Raw genomic sequence first — 23,853 nt, 5'->3', positions numbered from 1 at the left:
GGAGGGGAGTACCTATGCATCTTACCGTCGAACAGGCGTTGTCGATTTTTCCTTTGTCTAAAGGAAGGCTGATTGCAGGAAAAACCGGTACGTCAAGAATCGTGAAATCCGTCAATGTGATGGACGCCCCGGACATCACTGATTGGATAAAAGACGGCGAAATGTTGTTTACGACCGCATACCTCATTAAAGACGACATTGACGAGGGCATCCAACTGCTGCGCAAGCTGGACCAGCGGGGTTCCGCGGGGCTCGGGATCAAGCTGGGCCGGTTTTGGTCCGATGTTCCCGAATCCATCCTTGACGAGGCGGACCGTCTGGAATTTCCTCTCATAGAGCTTCCTTATCAATTCACGTTCTCCGATCAGATGAAAGGGTTATTTTACGCCGAATTGCAGCGCAATACCAAGGTGCTTCATTCGGTCCTCGAGAAGCAAAAAAAGCTTATGCAGTTCGCCCTCAAACCCGACCATCTCAGCAACTTTTTTCATGCGATACTGGGGATTATCGGGTATCCGATGGCTGTGGTCGCTTCACGCGGTCATCTGGTCTTTAATTCAACCTCGATGAGTGAAGCGCAGCTTCTGCAGGGGTGGCCTTGGAAAGACCGCAGCCAATGGGTTTACTCGGAGAACGGCAGACATTTCCGCATTCCTTTGACGGATAAAGAAGAAGGTATCGGTTACGTGCTGTTTTATCCTACAGAACCTCAATTGATGAAGGTAGAGGAAGGTCTTTTTCACCAGGCGGCAGAAATCATCTCTTACCAAATGAGTTTCGTGTACAAAGAATTTGTCGATCAATCCGTGCAAAATGACCTCGGGTACTTATTGTCGCGCTATTTAAAAGGGAACGGCACCATTGAGGCGCTTACAGAAGGGGCGGAACGCCTTGGGATCAAGCTTTTCGAAGGATCGTATCAGTGTGTGCTGGCAGCGGTGCCGCCGGAGATCCCGGAAAGCGACCGCTCCAAATGGCTTCGCGACCTTCGCGAAGAGCTTAAATTCCATCCTGAGCTGAAAAACAAACAGGTGATCCATTTTCGCATAGGAGAGGGGGAGTTCTCGATTTTTTCCGCGGATTCATTTTCCGGGAACGGGACGCTCCCGGCCCTTCTTGCCAAAGGATTACAAGGCCTGCTCGGAGCGGCGGACGCCACACGCAGGCCCCGGCTGTCGGTGAGCGGCAGAAAATGCAAGCCGGAGTCTTTGCTGAAGGCGTTTCAGGAATGTCAGGACACGCAGCAGATTGCAGAACGTCTCGGAATTCGCGATCCGGTCATTCAATTCGAAACGGTGGAGCTTGCCTATTTATTTCAGCATGTGCCCGACCGGAAAATGCAACTGTATTGCGATGAAGTGCTTCAAGCGCTGCTGGTCAAGGATCCCGAGTATGCGCGGGAGATGCTGCACACGCTCGAGGTCTTTATAGACAATGACGGGCAAATGAATGAAACCGCCAAACAGCTTTACATTCATCGCAACACCGCGGCATATAGGTTGGAGAAGATCGGCGAATTGTTGGGCGTCGATTATAAAAGCATAAGCGATTTGCTCCGGCTGAAGCTTGTGTTCGTCTTTCGGCAAATGCTGAATTCCTAAAGGCGTTACCCAGACGCAAGGAGGACATCCATGTCTAAACTGCTCATCAAGCAAGCTCAAATCATTACCATGAACAGTCAAGAAGAAGTATATTCCGGGGATGTTTGGATTGAGAATGACCGGATCGTTCATGCCGCACCTGATCTGAGCTCGTTGGAAAAGCAAGCCGATCATATCATTGCGGGCAAAGGGCGCGTGCTGCTGCCGGGATTTGTGCAAACGCACATTCATTTATGCCAGACGCTGTTCCGGGGGCGGGCCGATGACATGGAGCTGCTGGATTGGCTGAAGAAGAGAATTTGGCCTCTGGAGGCTGCGCATGACGAAGAATCGGTCTACTATTCGGCTTTGCTTGGCATTGGAGAGCTGATTCGCAGCGGAACAACCACCATTCTTGATATGGAGACGGTTCGCCATACGGATTTTGCTTTTCGCGCTATGGCAGAAAGCGGCATTCGCGCCGTAGCCGGCAAAGTCATGATGGATTGCGGCGCGGATGTGCCGTCCGCTTTACTTGAGCGGACGGATCAATCGATCCTGGAAAGCGTAGATCTGCTGCAGAAATGGAACGGAGCAGAAGGCGGACGGATTCGGTATGCATTTTGCCCGCGTTTTGTAGTATCCTGCACGGAGCGTCTGCTGACGGAAGTCAGGGATCTGTCGGAGCAGTACGACGTAAAGATCCATACTCATGCTTCTGAAAACAGAGGCGAGATTGAGCAGGTCGAGCGGGAGAGAGGCATGCGCAATGTCGTGTACCTCGATCATATCGGGCTGGCTACGCCCAGGCTGATATTGGCCCACTGCATCTGGCTCGATGAAGAAGAAAAGCGGATTATCCGCCAACGCGGCGTGAAAGTGACGCATTGTCCGGGCTCCAATCTGAAGCTGGTCTCCGGCATTGCGGATGTGCCGGATTTATTGTCTCAGCATACCCATGTCGGTCTGGGAGCGGACGGGGCCGCCTGCAATAATCATCTCGACATGTTTCAAGAAATGCGCCTTGCTGCGCTGATTCATAAAACGAATTACGGACCGGCCGCTATGGGGGCGAAGAATGTGCTTCGGATGGCGACGATGGGCGGGGCGGAGGTGCTCGGGATGGAAGGCGAGATCGGCAGTATCGAGCCGGGGAAAAAAGCCGATCTGATCCTGTTGGATCTCAACGATTTTCATGCGTATCCATCGTATGATGCCGATCCGTATTCTCGTATCGTGTATTCGGCAACCCGCGGCGACGTGGATACGGTAATCATTGACGGAAAGATCGTGATGCAAGGAAAGCAGCTGCTTGCCGTAGATAAGAAGGTGGTACTGCAAGAGGCCGATCGGTGTATCGAAAGGCTGCTGAAGCGGATATAGACGGATCATAAGGTATGGTGACATGGAGATGCACGGATTGCTGGAGGTGTTGTTCCAAACCAGGCGAAAGACGGTGCTTGCCACGGTGATCGAAACCGAGGGACACGCTTGCCGTAAATCTGCTCCGGATCATTTGCATGATCCGGTCGGCTTGGATATCGGTAACGGCAGGTCCGGAAGAAATCACCGACAGCATTGCGGCCGAATGCTTTGCTCTAGGAAGATTTGAAATACCACGCACTCGATCTGAACATCGGGAGGGATTGGCCATGGCGATCGGCAACCGCATTCATCCTTCCGAACCGAGGGTTTGGCAGCCCTCCGGTTTGAGAGAAGCATGGGAATTGCGCCAAAATCTGCAGGCGGCAAGCACTTTCGTATCCGGCGGGTCGCTGTTAAGGACACAGTGGGAGTCCGGACAGACCGAGATGCCCATGCATTTGATCAGCTTGGAGGGCATATCCGAACTGCAAGGCTTGCGCGTACTGGAGAATAGAGGAGATGGAGTCAAGCTCAGAATTGGCAGTTTGGTTCGGTTGGCAGCGTGCGGAAAACAAGCGGAATCCCGGCTGCTCGCTGAAGCGTGCAGGTTGATTGCCGCACCTTCCGTGCGGAATATAGGAACGCTGGGAGGCAACGTGGCTTCCGGTATCGGTGATGCCATTCCTGCGTTATTAGTTAACGACGCCATCCTGAGTTGGTTTAACGGCAAGGGAATTGTAGCGGAACGGCTGGAATCCTGGTTGGCCGGACGGCGGAAAGGTAAGGCCGGAGAGGACAAACGCATCTTGGCGGAGATTGTCCTGCAGCCCGTGCCGGTTAAGGGAAGCGATACTGGCGTCATGGAATTTTATCATAAAGCTGCGCGACGGGAGGCCTTTGCTCCTTCTCTTGTTACGGTTGCCGGCACGGGGATTTTGCATCAAGACGGAAGCTTGTCTGAATTAAAGTTAGCTGCAGGAGGAGGCTCTTCTACGGCCTGTCGTCTGCCGTACACGGAAGCGCTGCTGACAGGACGGCCGCTCACGGAATCGCTTCTGAAACAAGCGCATGATTTAGTGAAATCGGAATGGAGCGGCTTCGCCGATCCATTCGCTGCTGCGGAATACCGGCGGACAGCCGCAGCCAATCTGATCGTGTCGGAGCTGTGGAAGCAGATGACGGCCAAACGTTAAATCCGAATTGCCGGGGAGGGAATGACGTGCTGTTGAACAAACCAAATGCGGGAACACGCTGGAAGATCCGGCCGGACGGAGCGGATAAGGTGACGGGAAAATGCATATATTTGACGGATATGCATAAGCCGGGGATGCTTTACGGCAAAATATTGCGAAGCCGGCACGCTCATGCCCGGGTGCTTTTCATTCGAACGGAGGAAGCCGAACGGCTTCCAGGCGTTCATGCGGTTATTACGTACAGAGACGTTCCCGGCATGAACCGTTTTGGAATAGCCATCCCTGATCAGCCTGTGCTTTGTGAGGATCGGGTCCGATATATAGGGGATGCTTTAGTTGCCGTAGCAGCGGACAGCCTCGAGATTGCGGAGCAGGCGCTGCGGATGATCGAAGTGGGTTATGAACCTTTACCGGTGCTGGATAATCCTGAAGCCGCACTGCGTCCGGATGCTCCGAAGCTTCATCCGTCAGGAAACGTTCTGCACCGAACCTCATATCGGCGTGGTGAAGTATCGGAAGCATTCACCCGCTGTGCGCATGTGGTGGAACATACTTATTACACGCCGAGACAAATGCATACGTACATGGAAACGGAAGGCGGATTATTCGTTCCTGGGGAGGACGGAAGATTGACGGTGTACGCACCGACGCAGCACGGTTATAAGGACCGGATGCAGCTGTCAAGAATTTTGGCGATGCCGGAATCCGGGATTCGGGTCGTTTCCAGTCCGATCGGAGGATCATTTGGCGGGAAGGATGAGCTTAACATTCAGCCGTTCGGAGCGCTGCTCGCATTAAAGAGCGGCCGGCCTGTCAAGATTCATCAGGAGCGCTTCGAGTCCGTTCGTGCAGGGTTGAAGCGTCATCCGATGAAGATTACCATGCGCACCGGCGTGGACGGCGAAGGCCGGTTGGCAGCTCATCAGGTGCGAATGATCGCGGACACCGGCGCCTATGCGACTCTAGGACCGGCCGTACTGAATTTCGCCACCGAGCATACCATGGGACCTTACCGTATTCCCAACGTTGACGTGGAAGGGCTGTCTGTTTATACGAACAACGGGGTATCCGGAGAATTTCGGGGCTTCGGGGGAAATCAAGTGATTTATGCGTTGGAGGCTCAGATGGACCGGCTTGCCGAAAAGCTGGGGATGGACCCTTGGGAGCTGCGCCGGATCAATCTCCGCAAGGCGGACGATCCCGGTCCGATGGAACAGAAGATCGTAGCGACTGAAGGAGCCGGCCAAGTATGGGCCTCGGTCGAACAAAGCGACGTTTGGCGCAGAAGAAAAGCAAACGCGAAGGATGATCGGGTGCCCTGGATTCGACGGGGAGTAGGCGCAGCCATCGCCATGCATGGATCGGGGCTCGGTTTTGGTTTGCCGGATTTCGGAGGAGGCAGGCTATCGTTGAATCCGGAAGGGAAAATCGAGGCCGCCTTCGGCTACGAGGAATTCGGGCAGGGGCTGCTGGGAACTCTGGAGATCATGCTGACGGAACATTTCGGCTGTCTTGCGGAGGATTTGTCGCTTGTTATCGGAGATACGGGTCGTGTGCCGCACAGCGGTTCCAGCACTGCATCCCGCACAACCACGATGATGTGGCTGGCCCTGCAAAAAATGAAGCCGGTCTTTATCGGCAAGCTGCTGTCCGAGGCATCGGCCATACTGAACATTCATCCCTCGGAGCTGGAAACAGGACCGGGAGGCATATGGAGAAGGCAGGCGCTTGGAAGCGAGTCGGACCGCCATTCGCCCGTCATAACTTACAGGGAGTTGGCCGAAAAGGCAGCGAAACCGATCGAGACTTTAAGTCAAATTCATTTTCCGACAACGCCGGACGCCGTCATGGGCGGCCATTTCCTTTACACTTACGCCGGTGCCGCTGTCGAAGTGGAGGTCAATACGCTGACAGGCCGTGTCCGGATCGTCGATCAGTATCATGCGGTAGCAGCGGGACCGGTTGTGAATCCCATGGGCTATGCGGGACAGATAGAGGGCGGGAGCAGCATGGCCATTGGATTTACGCTAATGGAGGATGCGGTTATGTCATCGGGACATTATGTCACCCGGAATTTGGATACGTACTTGATTCCGACCGTATACGATATGCCCGGGCGCTTTAGCCTGGATGCCATTGAAGAGCTTCCGGAAGACGATCCCTACGGACCTCGCGGAGTAGGCGAAATAGGAACGGTGGCTTTGGCCCCGGCGATTATTTCTGCCGTTCGGCAGGCCGTCGGTGTGTGGGTGGAGAAGCTGCCGATCTCTCCGGAGCAGCTCATTGGAAACGCCGATTTCTTGAATGGAGCGTGAAGCGGATGATTGTAGATGCCAATGCCGGAGCATGGAGCTGCACGATCAACGGGAAGCCTGTCGTCCTGGAGCATATGCCTCCCACGAGAAAATTGCTCGACATTCTCCGGGATGAACTGCGCCTGACGGGGACGAAAATGGCCTGCGGAATCGGGCGATGCGGAGCTTGTATGGTGCTTTTGGACGGCAACCCGGTCAACAGCTGTTTGTTGATGGCCTATCAATGCGCAGGCAGAGAGCTGGTGACTATTGAAGGGCTGCAAGGACCGGAGCGCGATCCGGTGCAGCAGGCGTTTCTGGAGGAAGGCGCTTTTCAATGCGGTTACTGCACTTCGGGTATGCTGATGTCCGTCAAAGGGCTCTTAAAAGCGAATCCTTGCCCGAATCGTTCGGAAATTGAAGAATCCCTGTCGGGCAATTTATGTCGTTGTACCGGCTATGGACCGATCATTCGGGCGGTAGAAAAGCTGTCCGAACTTAACAGGCAAGGTGCGAGGAATGTGGACCGTGAAGTATAAGCATGGGCATAGTGCGAAGAAATGTTACGGTTTGTCCTTTGGGTCAGACATTGTGGCGTATGGCGTAATGGACGGAGCTGCCTTGGAAGGCAGCCCTGTTGATTTTTGGCTATAAGATATATGGAGAGCCGGAGCCCCGATGACAACGGCCGTTCCCAACGTAGCGAGGCAATCCACCGCTTGACGCAGTACCTCAGGCCTGCTTGTGGTTTCTATCGAATAATTTGCCCCCTTACCGGTGATTTTCCGAATCTCTTCGACCGTATTTACAGTCTTGGGATTAATTGTATAGGTTCCAGGCTGTACGCTGGATACGCCATTGCCTACGCTTTCCACAATACCCGAGCCCTCATGGCCTAGTACGGCGGGAAGCGGAACAGGATAATACTGATCTCGAACAATCAGGTCGGTGTGACAAATTCCCGCTCATTCGCTAACATAGACACCATCCTCCATGATTTCAAATGGCAACGTTTTCTTGCATTTAAAATATATCACAGGATGTTTGAAAGGAAATGATTTCAGCGTATTTGGAATGAAATATTTAACATCGCGATGATCATTTTTTTGAAATGCGACCGGTAAACAGCAGCATAATAAAGGAAATGAGAATAATAGCACCTGTCCAGGCCCACGCCATCGCCGTATTGCCCGCATCGACCGCAACATAAATCGCAGTAGGGATGGTTTGGGTTTTGCCGGGAATATTCCCGGCAATCATCAAGGTTGCCCCGAATTCGCCGAGGCCCCGCGCGAAGCCAAGGATATAGGCGGTGACTAATGAACGAAAGGTTAATGGAAGTGTGATGTACCTGAACACTTGCCATTCGCTTGCTCCGATGGAACGCCCCGCATCCTCCAAATCCCGGTCGACGGAAGCATAGCCTGTCTTCATCGTTTGATAGACGAGCGGAAAAGCTACCACGATCGAAGCGACCACGGCTGCCCACCAGGAAAAGACGACCGGCGCATCGAACAACCATTCGAAGAAACGTCCGATCCAGCTTTTTCGGCCAAGCATAACCAAGAGCAAAAAACCGACTACGGTTGGCGGAAGGACAAGCGGCAGCATAAATGCCGTTTCGAGAAGCGTCTTTCCTTTAAACGATCGCCGGGACATCCACCAGGCAGCACCCACACCTAACACAGCAACCACTATACTGGATAGCATGGCCACTTGCAGTGATAATCCTATCGGGGACCAATATTCGTTCCAACTCCAACTCATGCCCATCACGATCACTTTGGTATGGAAAATCCGTATTTGACGAATACATCCAGCGCTTCTTTCGATTGCAGGTATGTAAATAAATCTTCAGCTTCTTTACTATACTTCGTCGCTTTGACAATTCCTATCGGATACTCGACGGGAGTGTAGGTAGTCGGATCGACGGCAAAAGCGATGGTGACCTGCTTTGAAGTCAAAGCGTCCGTTTTATATACAAATCCGGCTTCGGCGTTCCCGGTTTCCACATATTGAAGCACTTGTCGCACGTCTTTTCCTTGTACGGTTTTGGACTGCAGCGTATCCCACAGTTTGGCGTTAGTAAGCGCTTCTTTGGCATAGTTTCCGGCCGGGACGCTTTCCGGAATGCCGATCGCCACATGTTTTACTTCCGCTTTCGCTAAATCCGCTATACTTTTAACCTCCGTTTTCCCATCTGCCGGAGTGACGACGACCAGTTCGTTGTTCAACAAATTCTTTTGTTTATTCGTATCGATCAGCTGTTTGTCAACGAGCGCCTGCATGTTCTTGGGCGCAGCGGAAAGGAATAAATCTGCCGGAGCCCCTTGCTCAATCTGCTGTTGTAAAGCCCCGGATGCGCCGAAGTTAAAGTTCAATTTGATATTTGTATTCTTGGTTTCGTAAGCCTTCTGGATTTCCTTGAGCGCATCGGTCAGGCTTGCTGCCGCAGAAACGGTCAATTCCACAGTTTCCACAGACTGCTGACCGGTTTGGTTCGAATTCGGGGCCTGTACACTGTTACCGGCGTTAGCGGCCGGTTTTTGCTCCGTTCCGCAACCTGCAAACGCAAACATTATTACAGAGATAAATAATAAGATCATATTTCTTTTAACACTTCCAAACATTATTTCGCCTCCTAAATTATAATTAGATATAATATAACATAAATAATTATATTGTATATAGAGTTTTTACATTGTAAACCTGTATAAGAATCTTTTTATGTCCGGATGTGATAAAATAAAGTCGGACGAATGAGCGGCAATGACAATGAGCAGGGAGGATTAGGATGTCTAACGAACAATCCTACACGACCGAGGAAATCGCTAAGCTATTGAAGATATCCAAACTCACGGTATACGATCTGATAAAAAAAGGGGAGCTGCCCTCTTACCGGGTTGGCAAGCAGATGCGGGTGGATGCGGCCGACCTCGAAGCGTATAAGCAAAGAAGCAAAAGCATCAAGGCCGCCGAAAAGCCGGCACTGGCTGAAGTTTCTGCAAGACCCGCGCTATCGGCTTCCCATAACGGAACGCGCGCTGTCGTTATCACCGGGCAGGACATCAGCCTGGATATTCTGGCCAAGCATATAGAGAGGAATATCCCCGGCGTACGGCCATTGCGTGCCTATGTCGGAAGCCTCGACAGCCTGATTTCCATGTACCGGGGCGAATCGGACATCGTCAGTACGCATCTGTTGGATGGCGATACGGGAGAGTATAATCTCCCCTATATCCGTAAATTGCTCGTCGGCTCGTCCTATCTGGTGGTGAATTTGCTTTCGCGATGGGCCGGATTTTATGTCCAGCAGGGCAATCCGCACAATCTTGGCAGTTGGAGCGATCTAAAGCGGCCGGGCTTACGGCTCATCAATCGTGAAAAGGGTTCGGGAGCACGTGTTCTGCTTGACGAACAGCTTCGTCTTCACGGCATTCCGCCGGACCGGCTCAACGGGTATCATAAAGAGGAATCCAATCATTTAGGGGTAGCCGGAAAAGTGGCTTCCGGGGAGGCGGATGTCGGCATAGGAATCGAAAAAGCCGCTTCCATTGTCGGCAATGTCCAGTTTATCCCCTTAATTCAAGAACGGTACGATCTCGTTATGATGAAAAAGCCTGAGAATCGGGAATGGATCGAATCCTTCATTTACATTTTGCAGTCCGATGCATTTCAGAATGAACTGCGCACCATTCACGGGTACGACTTGTCTTTGACAGGTCGAATCCTGCTCGAAACATAAGCGAATAAGCTGATATAATGAACCAATCAATGGAAGCCGGGTTTTCCGCAATAAGGAAAATCTGGCTTATTTTATTGAAACTAAGTCTTTTGACCTCTAAATATGGCATATATATGTAATTATATATAACATGTGATTATGGTATGACGCACAAAACTGCACTATAATGTTATGTATTATTACAAAAACACTCATATTCTATTTACCATCCATAACCCATCTAATACAATAACAACAAATGGAGGTGCTGAGCGAGAAAGAGATATCGGCAAACCCACGCTGATGGTACCGCACGACGAATGAAATCAGTGAACGGGTACGGGTCGTATCAGGCGCATGAAAACATTGAAGCCGAGAGGAGCGAATCAAGCATGGCTGTCGAATGGGAGAAAGAAATGATCGGTTTGCTTGGGGAAGCGCGTCTGTTGCTCGATACGGAGTCCAAAGAACGTTTGTCCAAGGACTATTATTGGTATTCGCCGGTGCTCGAACGTCAGTTGAAGGAAAAAATCGCCGACGGCATCGTCATCCCGAAGGATGAGCGCGAGGTATCGGCGGTATTGTCCTTTGCCTACCGGCACCGCATACCGGTTACAGTTCGAGGGGCGGGCACGGGCAATTACGGCCAGGCGGTTCCTCTGGAAGGCGGTATTGTGATGGATATGAGTCAGCTGGATGAAATCCTGGAAGTTGGCGACGGATACGTCCGCGTGCAATGCGGTGTACGACTCGGCTCGCTGGAGAAGCATCTGAGGGAGAGGGGACAGGAACTGCGCATCTATCCAAGCACCTTCATGAAGGCGACGGTCGGCGGATTTGTCTGCGGCGGTTCCGGCGGCATCGGCTCGATCACATGGGGCAACCTGTGGGACGGCAACGTACTGGAGGCGGGCGTTTATACAATGGAAGAAGTTCCAAGACGGTTGGTTGTCCAAGGACAGGACCTGTATCCATACATTCACAACTATGGAACGACGGGGATCGTCACGGAGCTTACCATCGCATCGGCCCCGAAAACGGAGTGGATGCAGACCGTTATTCATTTTAACGATATAGCGTCGGCGGTGCAGTTCGGCGAAGCGCTTGCCAAAGAAGAAGCGATTCCCAAACGTTTAATCAGCCCGATGGAGTGGCCGATTCCCGCGTATTTTGTACCGCTCAAAAAAGTATTGGAACCCGGGGCGGCGGCCGTGTTTCTGGAAATCGCCAACGGCACGCTGACGGCTGTTTCCGGGCTGGCCCAAAGCATGGGCGGGCGCGTCGGGCATATCATCGAAGCGGAGCAGTATCGCAAGACAATCGGTCTTTCCGATTTTACTTGGAATCATACGACGCTTTGGGCGCTGAAGATGGATCCGGCGATCACTTATCTTCAGGCCGGCTTTGCAGCCGACCGTTATTTGGAGCAAATCCGGCTGATAAAAGATGAATTCGGCGACGAGGTGCTGCTGCATTTTGAATGGGTGAAGAACGGAGGCCGGTTAAGCCTGGCATCGCTTCCCCTTATCAGATTTAAAAGCGAAGAGAGATTATATGAAATCATCCGTTTTTTTGAGGCCAACGGCGTGAACATTTTTGATCCCCATACTTGGGTGCTCGACAGCGGGGGACGCGGTGAAGTGGGAGCCATGCAGCGGAAAAAACGCGAGAACGACCCCCTGGGATTGCTGAATCCCGGAAAAATTGTTTATGAACCGTAAGCGGAAAGGAGGAGATCATCGAAAATAAGGGAACAGAGAGGAGCGGCGAATGAATTCATCCGAACTTCATTTGATTAACGCACGGCTTCCGTTGCTGGATGAAAACGGCCTGTATGAATTGAAAGCTTCGGACGGAAGCTGGACTTCGATTGCTTTGCAGCAGCAGGGAACGATTCCTTGCGCGGACCCTTTCCTGCCTATGGATGAATGGTTCTCGAAACCGTTTAACGCCGGATCGGACTGTGCGCTGGATTTGCAGGGCAGGGTGCTGATTCCGGGCATGGTGGATGCCCATATGCATCTGGATAAGGCCTATTCCCTCGCCAAAGTAGGCAATCGTTCCGGAACGCTTCACGAGGCGATAACGAATTACAGGGCCGCCGTTCAGAGCTTTACCAAAGAAGAGCTTAAGAACCGCATCCGTAAAGCGGCTTTGCGGGCTCTTTCTTTCGGCACTACAGCGCTTCGCAGTCATCTGGATTTTCCTGTCAAGGCAGGACGGGAGACCGCTTTTCGTGCTGTGCATGCCGCGCTTGAAGTCAAAGAGGAGCTGCAGGGTGTGCTGCAGATGCAATTTTACCCGATGTGTCCTTACGACAAGCTGACCAAAGAGGAAATGGAAATGATCGAAGAAGCGTTAAAGCTGGGCATGGACGGGGTCGGCGGAGCGCCGCACCTCTCGATGACACCGGAGGAGGATATGGATCTTATCTTTGCGCTGGCTGCAAAATACGGAAAACCCGTCGATCTTCATGCGGATGAAAGCGATGACCCGACTATTCAAACGATCGCTTATATTGCGGAGAAAACGATAGAGTACGGTTATCAAGGGCGGGTAACGGTAGGCCATTTATGCTCCCTGTCCGCGATAGATCAGGCACGTGCCGGGCAGTTGATCGAGCGGATGGCAGATGCGAGGCTTGGCGCCGTTACGCTTCCGGCAGTCAACCTGTACCTGCAGGGACGCGGAGATCAAGGATTAATCCGCCGGGGAACGACGCGGGTGAAGGAGCTGCTGAATGCCGGTATTGCGTTGGCGGCGGCCTCCGACAACATCCAGGATCCGTTCCATCCTTTCGGCAAGGGGGATTTACTGCAAATCGCCTTGATCACCGGCTATGCCGCACATCTGGGCAGCCCTGCGGATCAGCTTGCGCTTTTGCGGATGGTTACCGAAACCCCCGCTTCCATTCTGGGGCTTGGAGCATACGGGATCTTCGCCGGAGCCTCCGCCGATTTTGTTGTTCTGGATGCGCGGTCCGCTCATGAGCTGCTGACGGAACAGCCTTCCGGACGCGCCGTTTACCGGGGCGGAAGATGGGTGTATGCTTCAGCGCAAACAGAGACTTGGGGATCGAATGTACTCGATCGATTGGCTTCATTAATTCAAGGGTAAACGATATGAATGATGGGGGGTATATATATGAAAAAATGGAATTTATCATGGTCCAAACGCCAGGTTACTGCCGTATTCGCCGGTTTGCTTATTGCCGGTGCCGTACTTAGCGGCTGCGGCGCCCAATCGGAAACGCAGCCGGCTTCGGCCGATCCGAAACCAGGAGCTCCGTCCGATGCAGAAAAGCAGCCGGTTGCCGTTACCCAGGTGACGAACTGGTTTGCCCAATCGGAGCACGGCGGCAATTACACGGCCCTAATCAAAGGCTTCTATAAAGAGGCAGGTTTGGACATGACGATCCAATCCGGAGGTCCGGGCATCTCGGCAACGCAGATTGTCGCTTCCGGGAAAGCGCAGTTCGGCATGGGGCAGGCCGATGAAGTGCTGTTTGCAAGAGAAAACGGCCTCCCTCTGGTCGCGATTCTGGGAACCTTCCAGAAAAATCCCCAGGGGATCATGGTGCACAAAGATCGGAACATCAAAAGCATGGAGCAGCTGAACGGCCGCAAAGTTTATGTCGGCAGCGGCGTCGCTTATTGGGAATACATGAAAAAGGCGTTCCATCTCGATAAAGTTCAGGAGTTGAAATATACGGGGCAATTGGCCAACTTTGTGAACGATAAAGAATCCGCCACACAGGTATATGTGACCTCCGAGCCTTTTGCCATGAAGCAGGAGGGGGTTGAAGTGGAGGTGCTGCTGAACGCAGACTTCGGCTATGCGCCTTACGGCAACATCATGTATACCACCGAAAGCTTTATGAAAGAAAACCCCGAGGCGGTGAAGGCCTTCGTCGAAGCGACGGTGAAAGGGTGGAATTACTACAAAGACCATTATACGGAAATCAACCCGTTCATCCAGGAGAAAAATCCGGACACTCCGCTGGAAAAATTGGAATACAGCGCGACGGCGCTGCAGCCTCTCGTCTTTGAAGGAGATGCCGCCACACACGGTGTAGGCTATATGTCTATGGAACGTTGGGAAACGCTGAACAAGCAGTTGGCCGATCTGGGGCTTCTGAAGTCGCCGCTCGATGTTAGCAAAGTCTTTACTACCGAATTTTTGCCTAAAAAGTAAGTCGTGCATGTACCTTTTCATCTAAAAGAAGGAAATTCGGAAGGCCGTAATGGAGCAGTTGAGATTCGACAGTGGAAGCAGGTGTCGGTGACATGAAAATTAGGCTGAACGCACTGAACAACATGGAGAAACACGCGTTCGTCGAGACGATCGGATGGGTGTTTGAGCACTCCCCGTGGATAGCGGAGACAGTCTATGCCGCACGTCCGTTCTCCAGCGTGAAGCACCTGCACGATGCGATGCTGGAGGCTGTACGTTCCGCCAGTCCGAAGGAACGACTTGCGCTGCTGCGGGCTCACCCGGATTTGGCGGGTAAGCTGAGTATGAGCGAAACGTCAGTGAAGGAGCAGCAAGGGGCAGGGTTAACCGGCTTGACAGAAGCTGAGTATGCGGAGTTTTCCTCATGCAACGAAGCATATGTAGGCAAGTTCGGATTTCCTTTTATTATGGCCGTTCGAGGACATAACAAGCATTCGATCCTGGCAGCTATGCAAGCCCGTCTCAAGGGCACGACAGAAGAAGAATACGAAATCGCATGGAGAGAGGTAAGCAAAATCGCCCTCTTTCGCTTAAACGATCGGATCGAAGAGGATACCGTCTCATGTTCCGGAAAGGGGAATGCGAATATGATGATAAAACCGAACGAAACCGGGCGCACCATGTATTACGGGAAAGGAGATGTGCTGGTTTACCGTACCTTTGCCAAACCGCTCCAGGCGGTCAGGCGGATTCCGGAGTCCGGTTTTATCGGCAGCGATAACGTCATCTTTGCGCTCAATGTGAACATTGCGGTGCAAGGCGATGCGTTTCTGCCTTCATTCACGGAAGGGGATAATTCACTCGTCGTTGCCACCGATTCGATGAAAAATCTGATCCTCCGCCATGCGGCAGATTACGATGGCTGTACGGTTGAAGGCTTCCTGCTGCATATTAGCCGTATCTTTTTATCGAAATATCCCCAGATGACTACCATTCGAATCCGTGCGGATCGGATTCCCTTCGAGACGCTGCCCGTGCCGGGGCCTCAAGGAGATCTTATTGAAAGCGGATTGGTGTACCGGCGTTCGCACAACGATCATTCCTCGGCGGCTTTGACCGTAGAACGCTCGGGTGAAGGGATTGTGGTGACCGGCCATCAGTGCGGTGTCTCCGACCTTCAGTTGATTAAAGTGAAAGGGAGTTCGTTTGCCGGTTTTGTCCGGGATGAATATACGACCTTGCCGGAATCGCATGACCGGCCTCTGTTCATTTGGCTCAACATCGTGTGGAAGTACGGGAAGGTTGAGGATGTCATCTCGCCGGGAGAAGAAAGCTATGTCGCTTCAGAGCAAATTCGCGATATTGCGCATACCGTTTTCCACGAACAAAACAGTCCGTCGATCCAGCATCTAATTTATCATATCGGACTTCGGATCTTGTCCCGGTTTCCACAGCTGTCGGAGGTTCGCTTCGAATCAAACAACCGCACGTGGGAAACGGTCGTCGAAGAAATCTCCGGCTCGGAAGGACGCGTATACACGGAACCGAGGCCGCCTTACGGCTTCCAGGGCTTCACGATGACACAAGCCGATTTGACAGAAGCGCACGCCGGGACGGCAGCGGGCGAACAGAAGGGAGTTACAGCGTGAAGGGCGGATGCTTGACGACGCATGTGCTGGATATTTCTTCCGGACGTCCGGCCGGGGGCATGAAGCTGGAGCTATGGCGGATAACAGCAAACGGAACCAAAGAGCGGATACGTAAGATCATGACCAATACCGACGGCCGCCCGGACGCACCGCTGCTTGAAGGCGAAGAGTTGACCGCAGGAAAGTATGAGCTTGTTTTTGCCGTGGGGGATTATTTCGTTGACCTGGGCACTGCGGCATTCGATGCCGGCGAGCCGTTTCTGGGCGAGGTGCCGATCCGCTTCGGTGTTCAAGATCCCGATAAGCATTATCACGTGCCGCTGCTGGTCGCGCCAGGCGGATACAGCACGTATCGCGGCAGTTGATGAATGATAAGCCTGAAGAAAAGTTTAAAAATAAACGCCCGACCGAAGCTGCGAACGGTTGGGCGTTATTACGTTTTGGCATAGGTCCCGATCGCATAAGAATGACCATCTTTGTAATGTTTTATAACAGCGTTATGCTGTTTCATAACAGATAGTTTCATATAAAACCTCATTTCCAGCTCATTTTTCATAAAAAATGGGACGAATTGCTCTGTAACCAATAAAACCGGCGGTTCATAATTGTAATATATGGAAATTTTGTTGGTATTCATGTTAGATTTTCTTCAAAAAACGCTTACAAAATTGCCGGAAACTCTATGCGAGAAGAATAGAAACTGATATACTGTTTTCGTAGGAATTGTAAACCTTTTCAATTTTACGAGGGGAGTTGAACTCATGAGGGTTCTACCGAAAACGAACGAACTCGGCTTCTTTGAAATTCGGCTCGAATCCATCGGCGGTCTGGGCGCGAATCTGGCGGGCAAGATGCTGGCAGAAGCAGGCGTTGTTGGAAGCGGTTTTAACGGCGTCAGTTTTTCTTCTTACGGTTCCGAGAAAAAAGGATCGCCAGTTAAAGCGCATATTCGTTTTTGCGATATGGAGACGAACATTCGCGACACCACGCCGGTTGAACGTCCGCACGTAGTAGGTGTGTTTCATGAAAATTTATCCAAAACCGTGAATGTGGTCAGCGGCATTTATCAAGACAGCGTGGTTTTGGTCAATTCCTCCAAGACTCCCGAAGCATTGAAGGAGAAAATGAAGCTGATCGGCGGTACGGTTGCCGTGGTCGATGCCACCGGCATTGCGCTGGAGGAGAAAAACCGCGTTAACATGGCGATGCTGGGCGGCTTGTTCCGGCTCTGCGAATTCCTTGATTTCGAGCATATGAAGGGGATTATTCGCAAATCCCTAGAGAAAAAATACCCTGGCGCGGTGGAGCCGGCTCTTAGAACATTCCAGCGCGGCTACGACGAGGTGCAGTTTCAAACCTTCGCATTGCCGGAAGGGACGGAAATGCCGAAGCCTACGCGTTGGGATATCCCGGTGCTGGGCTATGCCACGCAATCGATCGGCGGAATGGTCACCAATCCCGGCAACAGTATTTTGAAGGATCTGAGTATTTCCCGGAACGGAATGATGCCTCATTTTGACGAGGACAAATGCATTCACTGTGCGGCCTGCGATACCGCCTGTCCCGACTTTTGCTTCGTCTGGGACGAACTGCCCGACAAGAAGGGCCGTCCGCAAATGTTCCTTCAAGGCATTGATTACCAATACTGCAAAGGCTGTCTGAAGTGCGTTGTTGCCTGTCCGACAGAAGCGCTCTCGGCGAATCGCGAGACGGATGGCTACGCTGAAGCGCATCGCGTTCCGCATCGTTTCGTCTTGGCGAACTGACAAGCTTACGATAAACAGGGAGAGGTGAAAGCATATGGCAATTGAAATCAATAAAGAGGTCAGCCAAGGAACGGTAGAGCAGCGGATGGTATATGAGTCCGGTAACGAAATGGCCGCTTATGCCGCTCACCAGATCAACTATCATGTGATGGGGTACTTTCCCATTTCCCCGTCCACCGAAGTAGCACAATTCCTTGACTTGATGAAGGCTAACGGCCAGCATGACATCAAACTCATTCCGGCAGACGGAGAGCATGGGTCCGCGGGGATTTGCTACGGGGCCTCCACCGCAGGCGGACGCGTATTCAATGCAACCAGCGCTAACGGCTATCTATACATGCTGGAGCAGATGCCGGTTCAATCCGGAACGCGTTTTCCGATGGTGATGAATCTGGTTTGCCGTTCCGTATCGGGACCCTTGAACATACACGGCGACCATTCCGATTTGTACTACGCGCTGAATACCGGCTGGCCGATCCTGATGTGCCGCGATCCGCAAGCCGTTTACGATATGAATATCATGGCAATCAAGCTGGCGGAAGATCCGGATGTCCGTCTTCCGGTTATCGTAGCCTCCGACGGTTACTTTACTTCTCACCAGAAGCGCCGCGTACAAACCTTCGCACATAAGAGCGATGTTCATGCCTTTATCGGGGAGCAGCCGAAGCAGTTCCCGCACGTGCTTGACCGGAATAATCCGATTACCGTCGGGCCTTACATGAACGAGCCGGACTACATCAATAACTGTTACCAGCAATCCGAGGCGATGTACAGAGCAGGAGAGGTATTCGACCGTATCCGAAAAGAATACAGAATCTTGACGGGCCGCGATTACCCGATCCTCGACCTTTACCGGATGGAAGACGCGGAAGTGGCCGTGTTCCTGATGAACTCGTCGTCGGAAATTATTAAAGACGTTGTCGACCAGCTGCGCGCCCAAGGCATCAAAGCGGGGTCGATTGCACCGAACATGATTCGCCCGTTCCCGCAGAAGCAAATAGCAGAGGCGCTTAAAAACGTCAAAGCCGTGACGGTCGGCGACCGCGCCGATTCCTACGGAGCTTACGGCGGCAATATGTCGCTGGAGATCAGGGCGGCGCTTTTCACGCACGGCAACCGCGATACGATGGTCATCAGCCGTATATACGGACTCGGCGGCAAAGATTTCTATGCCGAAGACGGCCATGCGTTCTTCGAGCTCGCCATCGAGGCGGTGAAGAAGGGCCGTGTCGACGTGCCGTTCGATTATTACGGACATACGCCCGGCGATCCTAACAACAAACCCAGACGTGTTCTTGAGCCGATGAAGTATGAGGATCTCAAAACGGGCCTGATTACCGTCAGCAAAGACGAAGAAACGGGACAACTCAAAGTCAAAGTGCCTCCGATCCGTCAGCTGACGAAAAAGCCCAAGCGTCTTGCTCCCGGCCATGGGGCCTGTCCGGGATGCGGTATTTTCTCCGGTCTCGAACTGTTTTTCAAAGGGATTGAAGGCGATATCGTAGCCTTGTTCCATACGGGCTGCGCGATGGTTGTTACGACAGGATATCCTTATTCCTCCCACAAAGCGACGTATATCCACAACCTGTTCCAGAGCGGTGCGGCAACGCTGTCCGGCGTGGTGGAAATGTTCTGGGAGCGTAAACGCCGCGGCGAGCTGGAGTATTTGAATCTTCCGGACGATTTTACATTCGTTATGATCACCGGGGACGGCGGTATGGATATCGGGATGGGACCTGCGATCGGCGCCGCGCTGCGCAATCATAAAATGATCATTCTTGAATACGATAATGAAGGATACATGAATACGGGAGCTCAGCTGTCCTACTCGACACCACTGGGACATCGGACGTCTACGTCCAATGTCGGCAAGCATCAAGGAGGCAAGCTGTTCCACCATAAGGATACTCCGCAAATTATGGCGGCGACCAATATTCCTTATGTATTTACCGGTTCGGAAGCCAATCCGCAGGATCTGCTGAAGAAAGCGGCTAAGGCGCAATATTATGCGCAGAATGAAGGATTGGTGTACGGCAAAATCCTGATCACCTGTCCGCTCAACTGGCTGTCTGAGGAACAAATCGGTCAAACGCTGATCGATCAGGCCGTGAATTCCTGTTTCTTCCCTCTCTACGAAGTAGAGAACGGAGTGACGACGATTACGTACAACCCGGAAGAGAAAAACAAGCGGATTCCGGTTGGCGAGTGGCTCAAAAATATGGGCAAAACGAAGCACCTGACCAAGCCCGAATACGCCGAAGCGCTTCAATCGTTCGAGAACGAAGTGGAACGCCGCTGGAGCCGTCTGAAGGCGAAGCACGAAAATCCTTACTTGTAAGGCACATGCTCAGGGCGCAAACTCTTCATTGAGCTTGCGCTTTTCTTTTTATCCCATAAATATGGAGGGATGTCCGTTGCTATATGTCCTTCGGCATACCCAATCCGGCGAGATTGCAGCCTGCATTCAAAAAAACAACTATGATCTGGATTATTACGGCGCCAAGCATTGGGATGACGAGAGCGCGGCAAAACGGGAAAGGGATGATTTCTTATCCATGATCGGCCGTGACGATCTTGACTTGTGGCAGCTTCTGCCTGTTAACGAAGGCCGATTAAAGCTTTTTAATGTAAAGCTGAAAAATGATCCTTCCCGCAGGCTTTGTTTAGATCCGGAAGGGAATATGACCGTCCATTCCGCATGGGATGCCTAATGATGACGCAAAGAACGGGGAATAAAAAACTGATGAATACGAATCTTTTTGATTTATTTGAAGCCGCAGCTACGGAGACTGAACTGAACACCTTTCAGGACACCATTCGAAAGGGCGGATTTACGTCATTTCGGCTGTTTATCGATGGATTTCGCGAACGGTTGAAGCGTTGCGAGGATAACGACATGGCGAACATGCGCCGTCTGGTAACATTGGCCAAGAAGCTTTTTCCGCAGCCGCAGCTATTCAGTCCCGCTTGGGCGCAGATTTGGGATGAATATGAGCTTATCGTCACCTATAAGCAAACGGTTCTTGAAACCGTCCCGGCAGATCAACGGGATGGAGAATGGCAGATTATTCTCGATAATCCCTATACCAACTCGGATTTAATCTGTTATCCCGGCCTGTCGTTCCTGGAAGGCGCTTATATGTTTGCTTATTTTCGAACGGATTTGAAAAATAACGAATATATTCGCCTGCAAAAAATTCAGCATGTCATCATGGCTTTCGGCAGTGAACGGGCCGAATCCGCAGGAAAAGAGCAATGACCGCTAAAAGGCGGATCATTGCTCTTTTTTTGCCGGAGCGGAATAAAGAATGAACCGCTTGGACATGATGAAACCAAACGACGAGAACAATGGAGAACGTATGGCCGATTCCATTCTTATTATTGAAGATGATGAGCATATATCGCGGGTATTGAGACTGGAGTTGGAGCATGAGGGATACCGGGTCGGTACCGCATTTGATGGCAAGGAAGGAGTAAAACTGGCTTTGGAAGACTCCTGGAGCCTCATCCTGCTGGATGTGATGCTTCCCGAGTGGAACGGGCTGGAGGTGCTGCGACGGATCCGTCAGGCGGATCAGAGCGTTCCCGTTATTTTGTTGACGGCCAGAGACGCCACACCGGATGTTGTCAGCGGTTTTGAACAAGGCGCGAATGATTATGTCACCAAACCGTTCGCCATCGAAGAACTGCTTGCCCGAATCCGCAATCTCATTCAGATGACAAGTCATCCCAAGCCTTCGGGCAATGTGCTGGAAGTCGATGATTTGCAGGTGGACCTGGCGGCGCGTAAGGTCACGCGCGGCGGCAACACCATTGAGCTTACCCCAAAGGAATTTGATCTTCTTCAATATTTGATCGAGCACAAAGGATATGTAGTCAGCCGGGAGCAAATCTTGTCCGATGTCTGGGGATATGATTTTGTCGGGGATACGAACATTGTAGACGTATATATCCGCTATCTGCGCCAAAAAATCGATAAAGGCTACCAGCCTAAGCTGATTCGAACAGCGCGAGGCATCGGATACGAATTGACGGTGCCTGAGCCATGAGTCTCCGCACAAGATTGATTTTGATGACCGGAGCCTGGATACTGCTGATCGTGCTGTTTTTTAATTACTTTATTTATTTTTATATTCTGAAGAAAATCACAGATGCCGAGGTGGAGCTTCTTTGGAACAAGGCGCAAATCATTCTCCGCAATCCTGAAATAAAAATTCCGGAAAATTGGTCGAATCCACATCTTCTCAAAGAGTTTCAAGACCCCGATTCACTTATTCGGATTATCACTCCAACCGGTGCCATCGCTGCCCAAAGCGTTTCCAACGAACAGCTGGCAACCCATCCGCCGGTTTATCGGACTGATTACCATTTTACCGTTGAAAACGGCCTTGACCAGTTGTTGTTCATACAAGTACCTATTATAGAGAATGGCGTTCAAATCGGGCTGCTGGAATTGGGAAAGGCGCTCGACGTCTTGGGAGATTTTATGGAAATCTTGGCTACCGGGCTCATGGTGACCACGGTTAGCGTCCTCCTGTTTTCATTGGTAGGAGGGGTATTTTACACCCGGGTCATCATACGGCCGATCCGGAAGCTGCTCGAGACGATGAACACCGTCCGCAGTAAGGGCCAGTTCATTCAACTAAGCTCACAATTTACAACAAAAAATGACGAGCTTGGAAGACTGGGCAAAACCTTCAACCAAATGATCCTTAGTCTGCAGGAAAACGACCTGAAGCAAAAACAATTCGTTTCCGATGCCTCCCATGAACTGAGAACGCCGCTGACCGTCATTGAAAGCTATACGTCTTTGCTTCGGCGGTGGGGAGGAGAAGATCCGACCCTTCGTCAAGAAGCGTTGGACGCCATTCATTCGGAAACCGTCCGTCTGAAAGGTCTGATCGACTCCCTGCTGCATATGGCGGAGATCGAACGTCAACCCGAGATCCGGCTGCGCAATATCAATTTGAAGCCTTTGATTGATGCGACAGCCGAACAGCTGAGCCTTGCGTTCAAGCGGGAGATTAGGGTGGAATCCGCCTCCAAGGAGCTTTATTGCATGGCAGACGAGGAAAAAATCAAGCAGCTGCTGATTATTCTTCTGGATAATGCGATTAAATACAGTAAAAAGCCTATAACGATCGTGTGCAAAGAAGAAGCCAATACGGTTATATTGCAAGTGAAGGACGAGGGGATCGGGGTTCCGCGGCGGGAGCTTGGTCAGCTGTTCGAGCGTTTTTACCGAGTGGATAAAGCGCGAGGACGGGGCACGGGAGGATCGGGCCTCGGACTTGCGATCGCCAAACGGATCGTAGAACAGAACCAGGGTACGATCCGGCTGGACAGCGACGAAGGGAAGGGGATGACCGTTACCATAACTCTGCTAAAGAAGGAAAAGGAAGCGTAATAATCTGAGCAGACCATGAGAGAATTCTCATTGAATTCTAATAATCAAGCCTAAAGCCAGTCATAGCAAGGAATCGCCTAACTTTGGGAAAATATCCCTGGTTTTCATCTGTGCTATAGTAGGTTATGGCCAAGCAGCCACAACTTACTCAAGGAGGACGTTACAGATGAACAACCTGATGGGAAAACGCTGGGGACGTCTTATGATGTCAGTCAGCTTAAGCGCTGCGCTGCTTACGACCGGTATATTGGCTGGACCTGTAAATACCGTTGAAGCTGTATCCGCATCGAAAGCACAGAGCATTATTTCCACAAGCCAAAAATATCTGGGTACGCCTTACGAGTTTGGTGCAAAGATGGGCCAAACCCGAACTTTTGACTGCTCTTCCTTTGTGAAGACCGTGTTTGCAAAGCATGGAATTACGCTCCCGCGTACTTCCAAAGCCCAATCCAAGGTCGGCAAGTATGTGCCGAAAAGCCAGTTGAAGCCAGGCGATCTCGTCTTCTTCTATAAACCGATCCACCACGTCGGAATTTACATTGGCAATGGTAAATTTATACACACATATGGCAAGCCCGGAGTGACGATCTCCGATCTGAATAGTGGTTGGTGGAAGAAAAATTACACGACCGCGCGTCGCGTTTCTTAATCGGAAACGACTGAAACCTCCTTTTGTCTGCGGACAAAGGAGGTTTTCATTTT

Annotated in this window: 21 protein-coding genes and 2 pseudogenes; 19 read left to right on the top strand and 4 right to left on the bottom strand. The window is 51.6% G+C overall.

Going from position 1 to position 23,853, the window contains the following annotated elements:
• Positions 1–14: 14 nt before the first annotated feature.
• Genes EXW96_RS04125 through EXW96_RS04100 form a run of 6 tightly spaced genes read left to right on the top strand, consistent with a single transcriptional unit; the run spans position 15 to position 6,971 of the window.
• The gene (locus EXW96_RS04125; protein ID WP_062408387.1) at positions 15–1,601 is read left to right on the top strand and encodes a PucR family transcriptional regulator; all 1,587 of its coding nucleotides are present in this window, start codon (positions 15–17) and stop codon (positions 1,599–1,601) included.
• A 30-nt stretch (positions 1,602–1,631) separates the two neighbouring features.
• The gene (locus EXW96_RS04120; RefSeq protein ID WP_174349944.1) at positions 1,632–2,963 is read left to right on the top strand and encodes a 5'-deoxyadenosine deaminase; all 1,332 of its coding nucleotides are present in this window, start codon (positions 1,632–1,634) and stop codon (positions 2,961–2,963) included.
• A gap of 28 nt (positions 2,964–2,991) precedes the next feature.
• Positions 2,992–3,192 (top strand): hypothetical protein, encoded by a 201-nt coding sequence (locus EXW96_RS04115; RefSeq protein ID WP_174349943.1) that lies wholly within the window; start codon positions 2,992–2,994, stop codon positions 3,190–3,192.
• A 40-nt stretch (positions 3,193–3,232) separates the two neighbouring features.
• Positions 3,233–4,138, top strand: coding sequence for an FAD binding domain-containing protein (locus EXW96_RS04110; protein WP_062408384.1), 906 nt, complete (start codon positions 3,233–3,235; stop codon positions 4,136–4,138).
• A gap of 26 nt (positions 4,139–4,164) precedes the next feature.
• Entirely contained in the window at positions 4,165–6,453 is a 2,289-nt protein-coding gene (gene pucD / locus EXW96_RS04105) for a xanthine dehydrogenase subunit D (protein WP_174350072.1), read from the top strand.
• Between the two features lie 5 nt (positions 6,454–6,458).
• The gene (locus EXW96_RS04100) at positions 6,459–6,971 is read left to right on the top strand and encodes a (2Fe-2S)-binding protein (protein ID WP_174350071.1); all 513 of its coding nucleotides are present in this window, start codon (positions 6,459–6,461) and stop codon (positions 6,969–6,971) included.
• Between the two features lie 24 nt (positions 6,972–6,995).
• Here the strand turns inward: EXW96_RS04100 and EXW96_RS04095 are convergent.
• The 4 genes and pseudogenes from EXW96_RS04095 to modA all read right to left on the bottom strand — a co-directional run.
• Positions 6,996–7,253: pseudogene (locus EXW96_RS04095) on the bottom strand (zinc-binding dehydrogenase); the annotation flags it as partial.
• Positions 7,254–7,397 (bottom strand): annotated as a pseudogene (locus EXW96_RS28475) (alcohol dehydrogenase catalytic domain-containing protein); the annotation flags it as partial.
• Positions 7,398–7,530: 133 nt separating this feature from the next.
• Positions 7,531–8,199, bottom strand: a complete 669-nt coding sequence (modB, locus tag EXW96_RS04090; RefSeq protein ID WP_373864992.1) for a molybdate ABC transporter permease subunit — start codon at positions 8,197–8,199, stop codon at positions 7,531–7,533.
• Between the two features lie 11 nt (positions 8,200–8,210).
• Positions 8,211–9,062, bottom strand: coding sequence for a molybdate ABC transporter substrate-binding protein (gene modA, locus EXW96_RS04085; protein ID WP_174349942.1), 852 nt, complete (start codon positions 9,060–9,062; stop codon positions 8,211–8,213).
• Between the two features lie 164 nt (positions 9,063–9,226).
• Between modA and EXW96_RS04080 the strand changes: the two genes are divergently transcribed.
• From EXW96_RS04080 to EXW96_RS04020, 13 genes are all read left to right on the top strand, one after another.
• Positions 9,227–10,177: a helix-turn-helix transcriptional regulator gene (locus EXW96_RS04080; RefSeq protein WP_054820020.1), complete on the top strand. Its 951-nt coding sequence runs from the start codon at positions 9,227–9,229 to the stop codon at positions 10,175–10,177.
• 371 nt (positions 10,178–10,548) lie between these two features.
• The gene (locus EXW96_RS04075; RefSeq protein ID WP_137671097.1) at positions 10,549–11,877 is read left to right on the top strand and encodes an FAD-binding oxidoreductase; all 1,329 of its coding nucleotides are present in this window, start codon (positions 10,549–10,551) and stop codon (positions 11,875–11,877) included.
• Positions 11,878–11,926: 49 nt separating this feature from the next.
• Complete coding sequence (locus EXW96_RS04070; RefSeq protein ID WP_174349941.1) at positions 11,927–13,273, top strand: amidohydrolase family protein; 1,347 nt, start codon at positions 11,927–11,929, stop codon at positions 13,271–13,273.
• Between the two features lie 27 nt (positions 13,274–13,300).
• Positions 13,301–14,350, top strand: a complete 1,050-nt coding sequence (locus tag EXW96_RS04065; RefSeq protein WP_137671096.1) for an ABC transporter substrate-binding protein — start codon at positions 13,301–13,303, stop codon at positions 14,348–14,350.
• Between the two features lie 92 nt (positions 14,351–14,442).
• Positions 14,443–15,978 (top strand): factor-independent urate hydroxylase, encoded by a 1,536-nt coding sequence (gene pucL, locus EXW96_RS04060; protein WP_174349940.1) that lies wholly within the window; start codon positions 14,443–14,445, stop codon positions 15,976–15,978.
• Entirely contained in the window at positions 15,975–16,343 is a 369-nt protein-coding gene (uraH, locus tag EXW96_RS04055; RefSeq protein WP_174349939.1) for a hydroxyisourate hydrolase, read from the top strand. Before pucL ends, uraH begins: the two co-directional genes overlap by 4 nt.
• 396 nt (positions 16,344–16,739) lie before the next feature.
• The gene (locus tag EXW96_RS04050) at positions 16,740–17,744 is read left to right on the top strand and encodes a 2-oxoacid:acceptor oxidoreductase family protein (protein WP_062408374.1); all 1,005 of its coding nucleotides are present in this window, start codon (positions 16,740–16,742) and stop codon (positions 17,742–17,744) included.
• A 34-nt stretch (positions 17,745–17,778) separates the two neighbouring features.
• The gene (locus EXW96_RS04045) at positions 17,779–20,082 is read left to right on the top strand and encodes a thiamine pyrophosphate-dependent enzyme (protein WP_174349938.1); all 2,304 of its coding nucleotides are present in this window, start codon (positions 17,779–17,781) and stop codon (positions 20,080–20,082) included.
• A gap of 76 nt (positions 20,083–20,158) precedes the next feature.
• Positions 20,159–20,455 carry a hypothetical protein gene (locus tag EXW96_RS04040; RefSeq protein ID WP_174349937.1) on the top strand — a complete coding sequence of 99 codons (297 nt, stop codon included), beginning with the start codon at positions 20,159–20,161 and terminating at the stop codon, positions 20,453–20,455.
• A complete protein-coding gene (locus EXW96_RS04035) occupies positions 20,455–21,003 on the top strand; it encodes a hypothetical protein (RefSeq protein ID WP_254611206.1) in 549 nt (182 codons plus the stop codon). Before EXW96_RS04040 ends, EXW96_RS04035 begins: the two co-directional genes overlap by 1 nt.
• 100 nt (positions 21,004–21,103) lie before the next feature.
• Complete coding sequence (locus EXW96_RS04030) at positions 21,104–21,793, top strand: response regulator transcription factor (RefSeq protein WP_174350069.1); 690 nt, start codon at positions 21,104–21,106, stop codon at positions 21,791–21,793.
• Entirely contained in the window at positions 21,790–23,151 is a 1,362-nt protein-coding gene (locus EXW96_RS04025; protein ID WP_174349936.1) for a sensor histidine kinase, read from the top strand. The genes EXW96_RS04030 and EXW96_RS04025 overlap by 4 nt, the downstream gene beginning before the upstream one ends.
• 166 nt (positions 23,152–23,317) lie before the next feature.
• Complete coding sequence (locus EXW96_RS04020) at positions 23,318–23,800, top strand: C40 family peptidase (RefSeq protein ID WP_062408370.1); 483 nt, start codon at positions 23,318–23,320, stop codon at positions 23,798–23,800.
• Positions 23,801–23,853 lie beyond the last annotated feature (53 nt).

Origin of the sequence: Paenibacillus sp. JMULE4 (assembly GCF_013337105.1) — a bacterium.
GTDB classification, from domain to species: Bacteria; Bacillota; Bacilli; order Paenibacillales; family NBRC-103111; genus Paenibacillus_G; species Paenibacillus_G naphthalenovorans.
Note: the sequence above shows the minus strand (reverse complement) of the source record. Positions and strands in the feature narration are given on the sequence as shown.

Bases quoted from the DNA above. Each gene is read 5' to 3' on its own strand.
- EXW96_RS04120 (WP_174349944.1), top strand. From the start codon at position 1,632: ATGTCTAAACTGCTCATCAAGCAAGCTCAAATCATTACCATGAACAGT.
- EXW96_RS04110 (WP_062408384.1), top strand. From the start codon at position 3,233: ATGGCGATCGGCAACCGCATTCATCCTTCCGAACCGAGGGTTTGGCAG.
- modB (WP_373864992.1), bottom strand. From the start codon at position 8,199: ATGAGTTGGAGTTGGAACGAATATTGGTCCCCGATAGGATTATCACTG.
- EXW96_RS04045 (WP_174349938.1), top strand. From the start codon at position 17,779: ATGGCAATTGAAATCAATAAAGAGGTCAGCCAAGGAACGGTAGAGCAG.
- EXW96_RS04030 (WP_174350069.1), top strand. From the start codon at position 21,104: ATGGCCGATTCCATTCTTATTATTGAAGATGATGAGCATATATCGCGG.
- EXW96_RS04080 (WP_054820020.1), top strand. From the start codon at position 9,227: ATGTCTAACGAACAATCCTACACGACCGAGGAAATCGCTAAGCTATTG.
- EXW96_RS04100 (WP_174350071.1), top strand. From the start codon at position 6,459: ATGATTGTAGATGCCAATGCCGGAGCATGGAGCTGCACGATCAACGGG.
- EXW96_RS04035 (WP_254611206.1), top strand. From the start codon at position 20,455: ATGATGACGCAAAGAACGGGGAATAAAAAACTGATGAATACGAATCTT.
- modA (WP_174349942.1), bottom strand. From the start codon at position 9,062: ATGTTTGGAAGTGTTAAAAGAAATATGATCTTATTATTTATCTCTGTA.
- EXW96_RS04020 (WP_062408370.1), top strand. From the start codon at position 23,318: ATGAACAACCTGATGGGAAAACGCTGGGGACGTCTTATGATGTCAGTC.
- EXW96_RS04125 (WP_062408387.1), top strand. From the start codon at position 15: ATGCATCTTACCGTCGAACAGGCGTTGTCGATTTTTCCTTTGTCTAAA.
- EXW96_RS04115 (WP_174349943.1), top strand. From the start codon at position 2,992: ATGCACGGATTGCTGGAGGTGTTGTTCCAAACCAGGCGAAAGACGGTG.
- EXW96_RS04025 (WP_174349936.1), top strand. From the start codon at position 21,790: ATGAGTCTCCGCACAAGATTGATTTTGATGACCGGAGCCTGGATACTG.
- EXW96_RS04070 (WP_174349941.1), top strand. From the start codon at position 11,927: ATGAATTCATCCGAACTTCATTTGATTAACGCACGGCTTCCGTTGCTG.
- EXW96_RS04065 (WP_137671096.1), top strand. From the start codon at position 13,301: ATGAAAAAATGGAATTTATCATGGTCCAAACGCCAGGTTACTGCCGTA.
- EXW96_RS04075 (WP_137671097.1), top strand. From the start codon at position 10,549: ATGGCTGTCGAATGGGAGAAAGAAATGATCGGTTTGCTTGGGGAAGCG.
- EXW96_RS04050 (WP_062408374.1), top strand. From the start codon at position 16,740: ATGAGGGTTCTACCGAAAACGAACGAACTCGGCTTCTTTGAAATTCGG.
- pucL (WP_174349940.1), top strand. From the start codon at position 14,443: ATGAAAATTAGGCTGAACGCACTGAACAACATGGAGAAACACGCGTTC.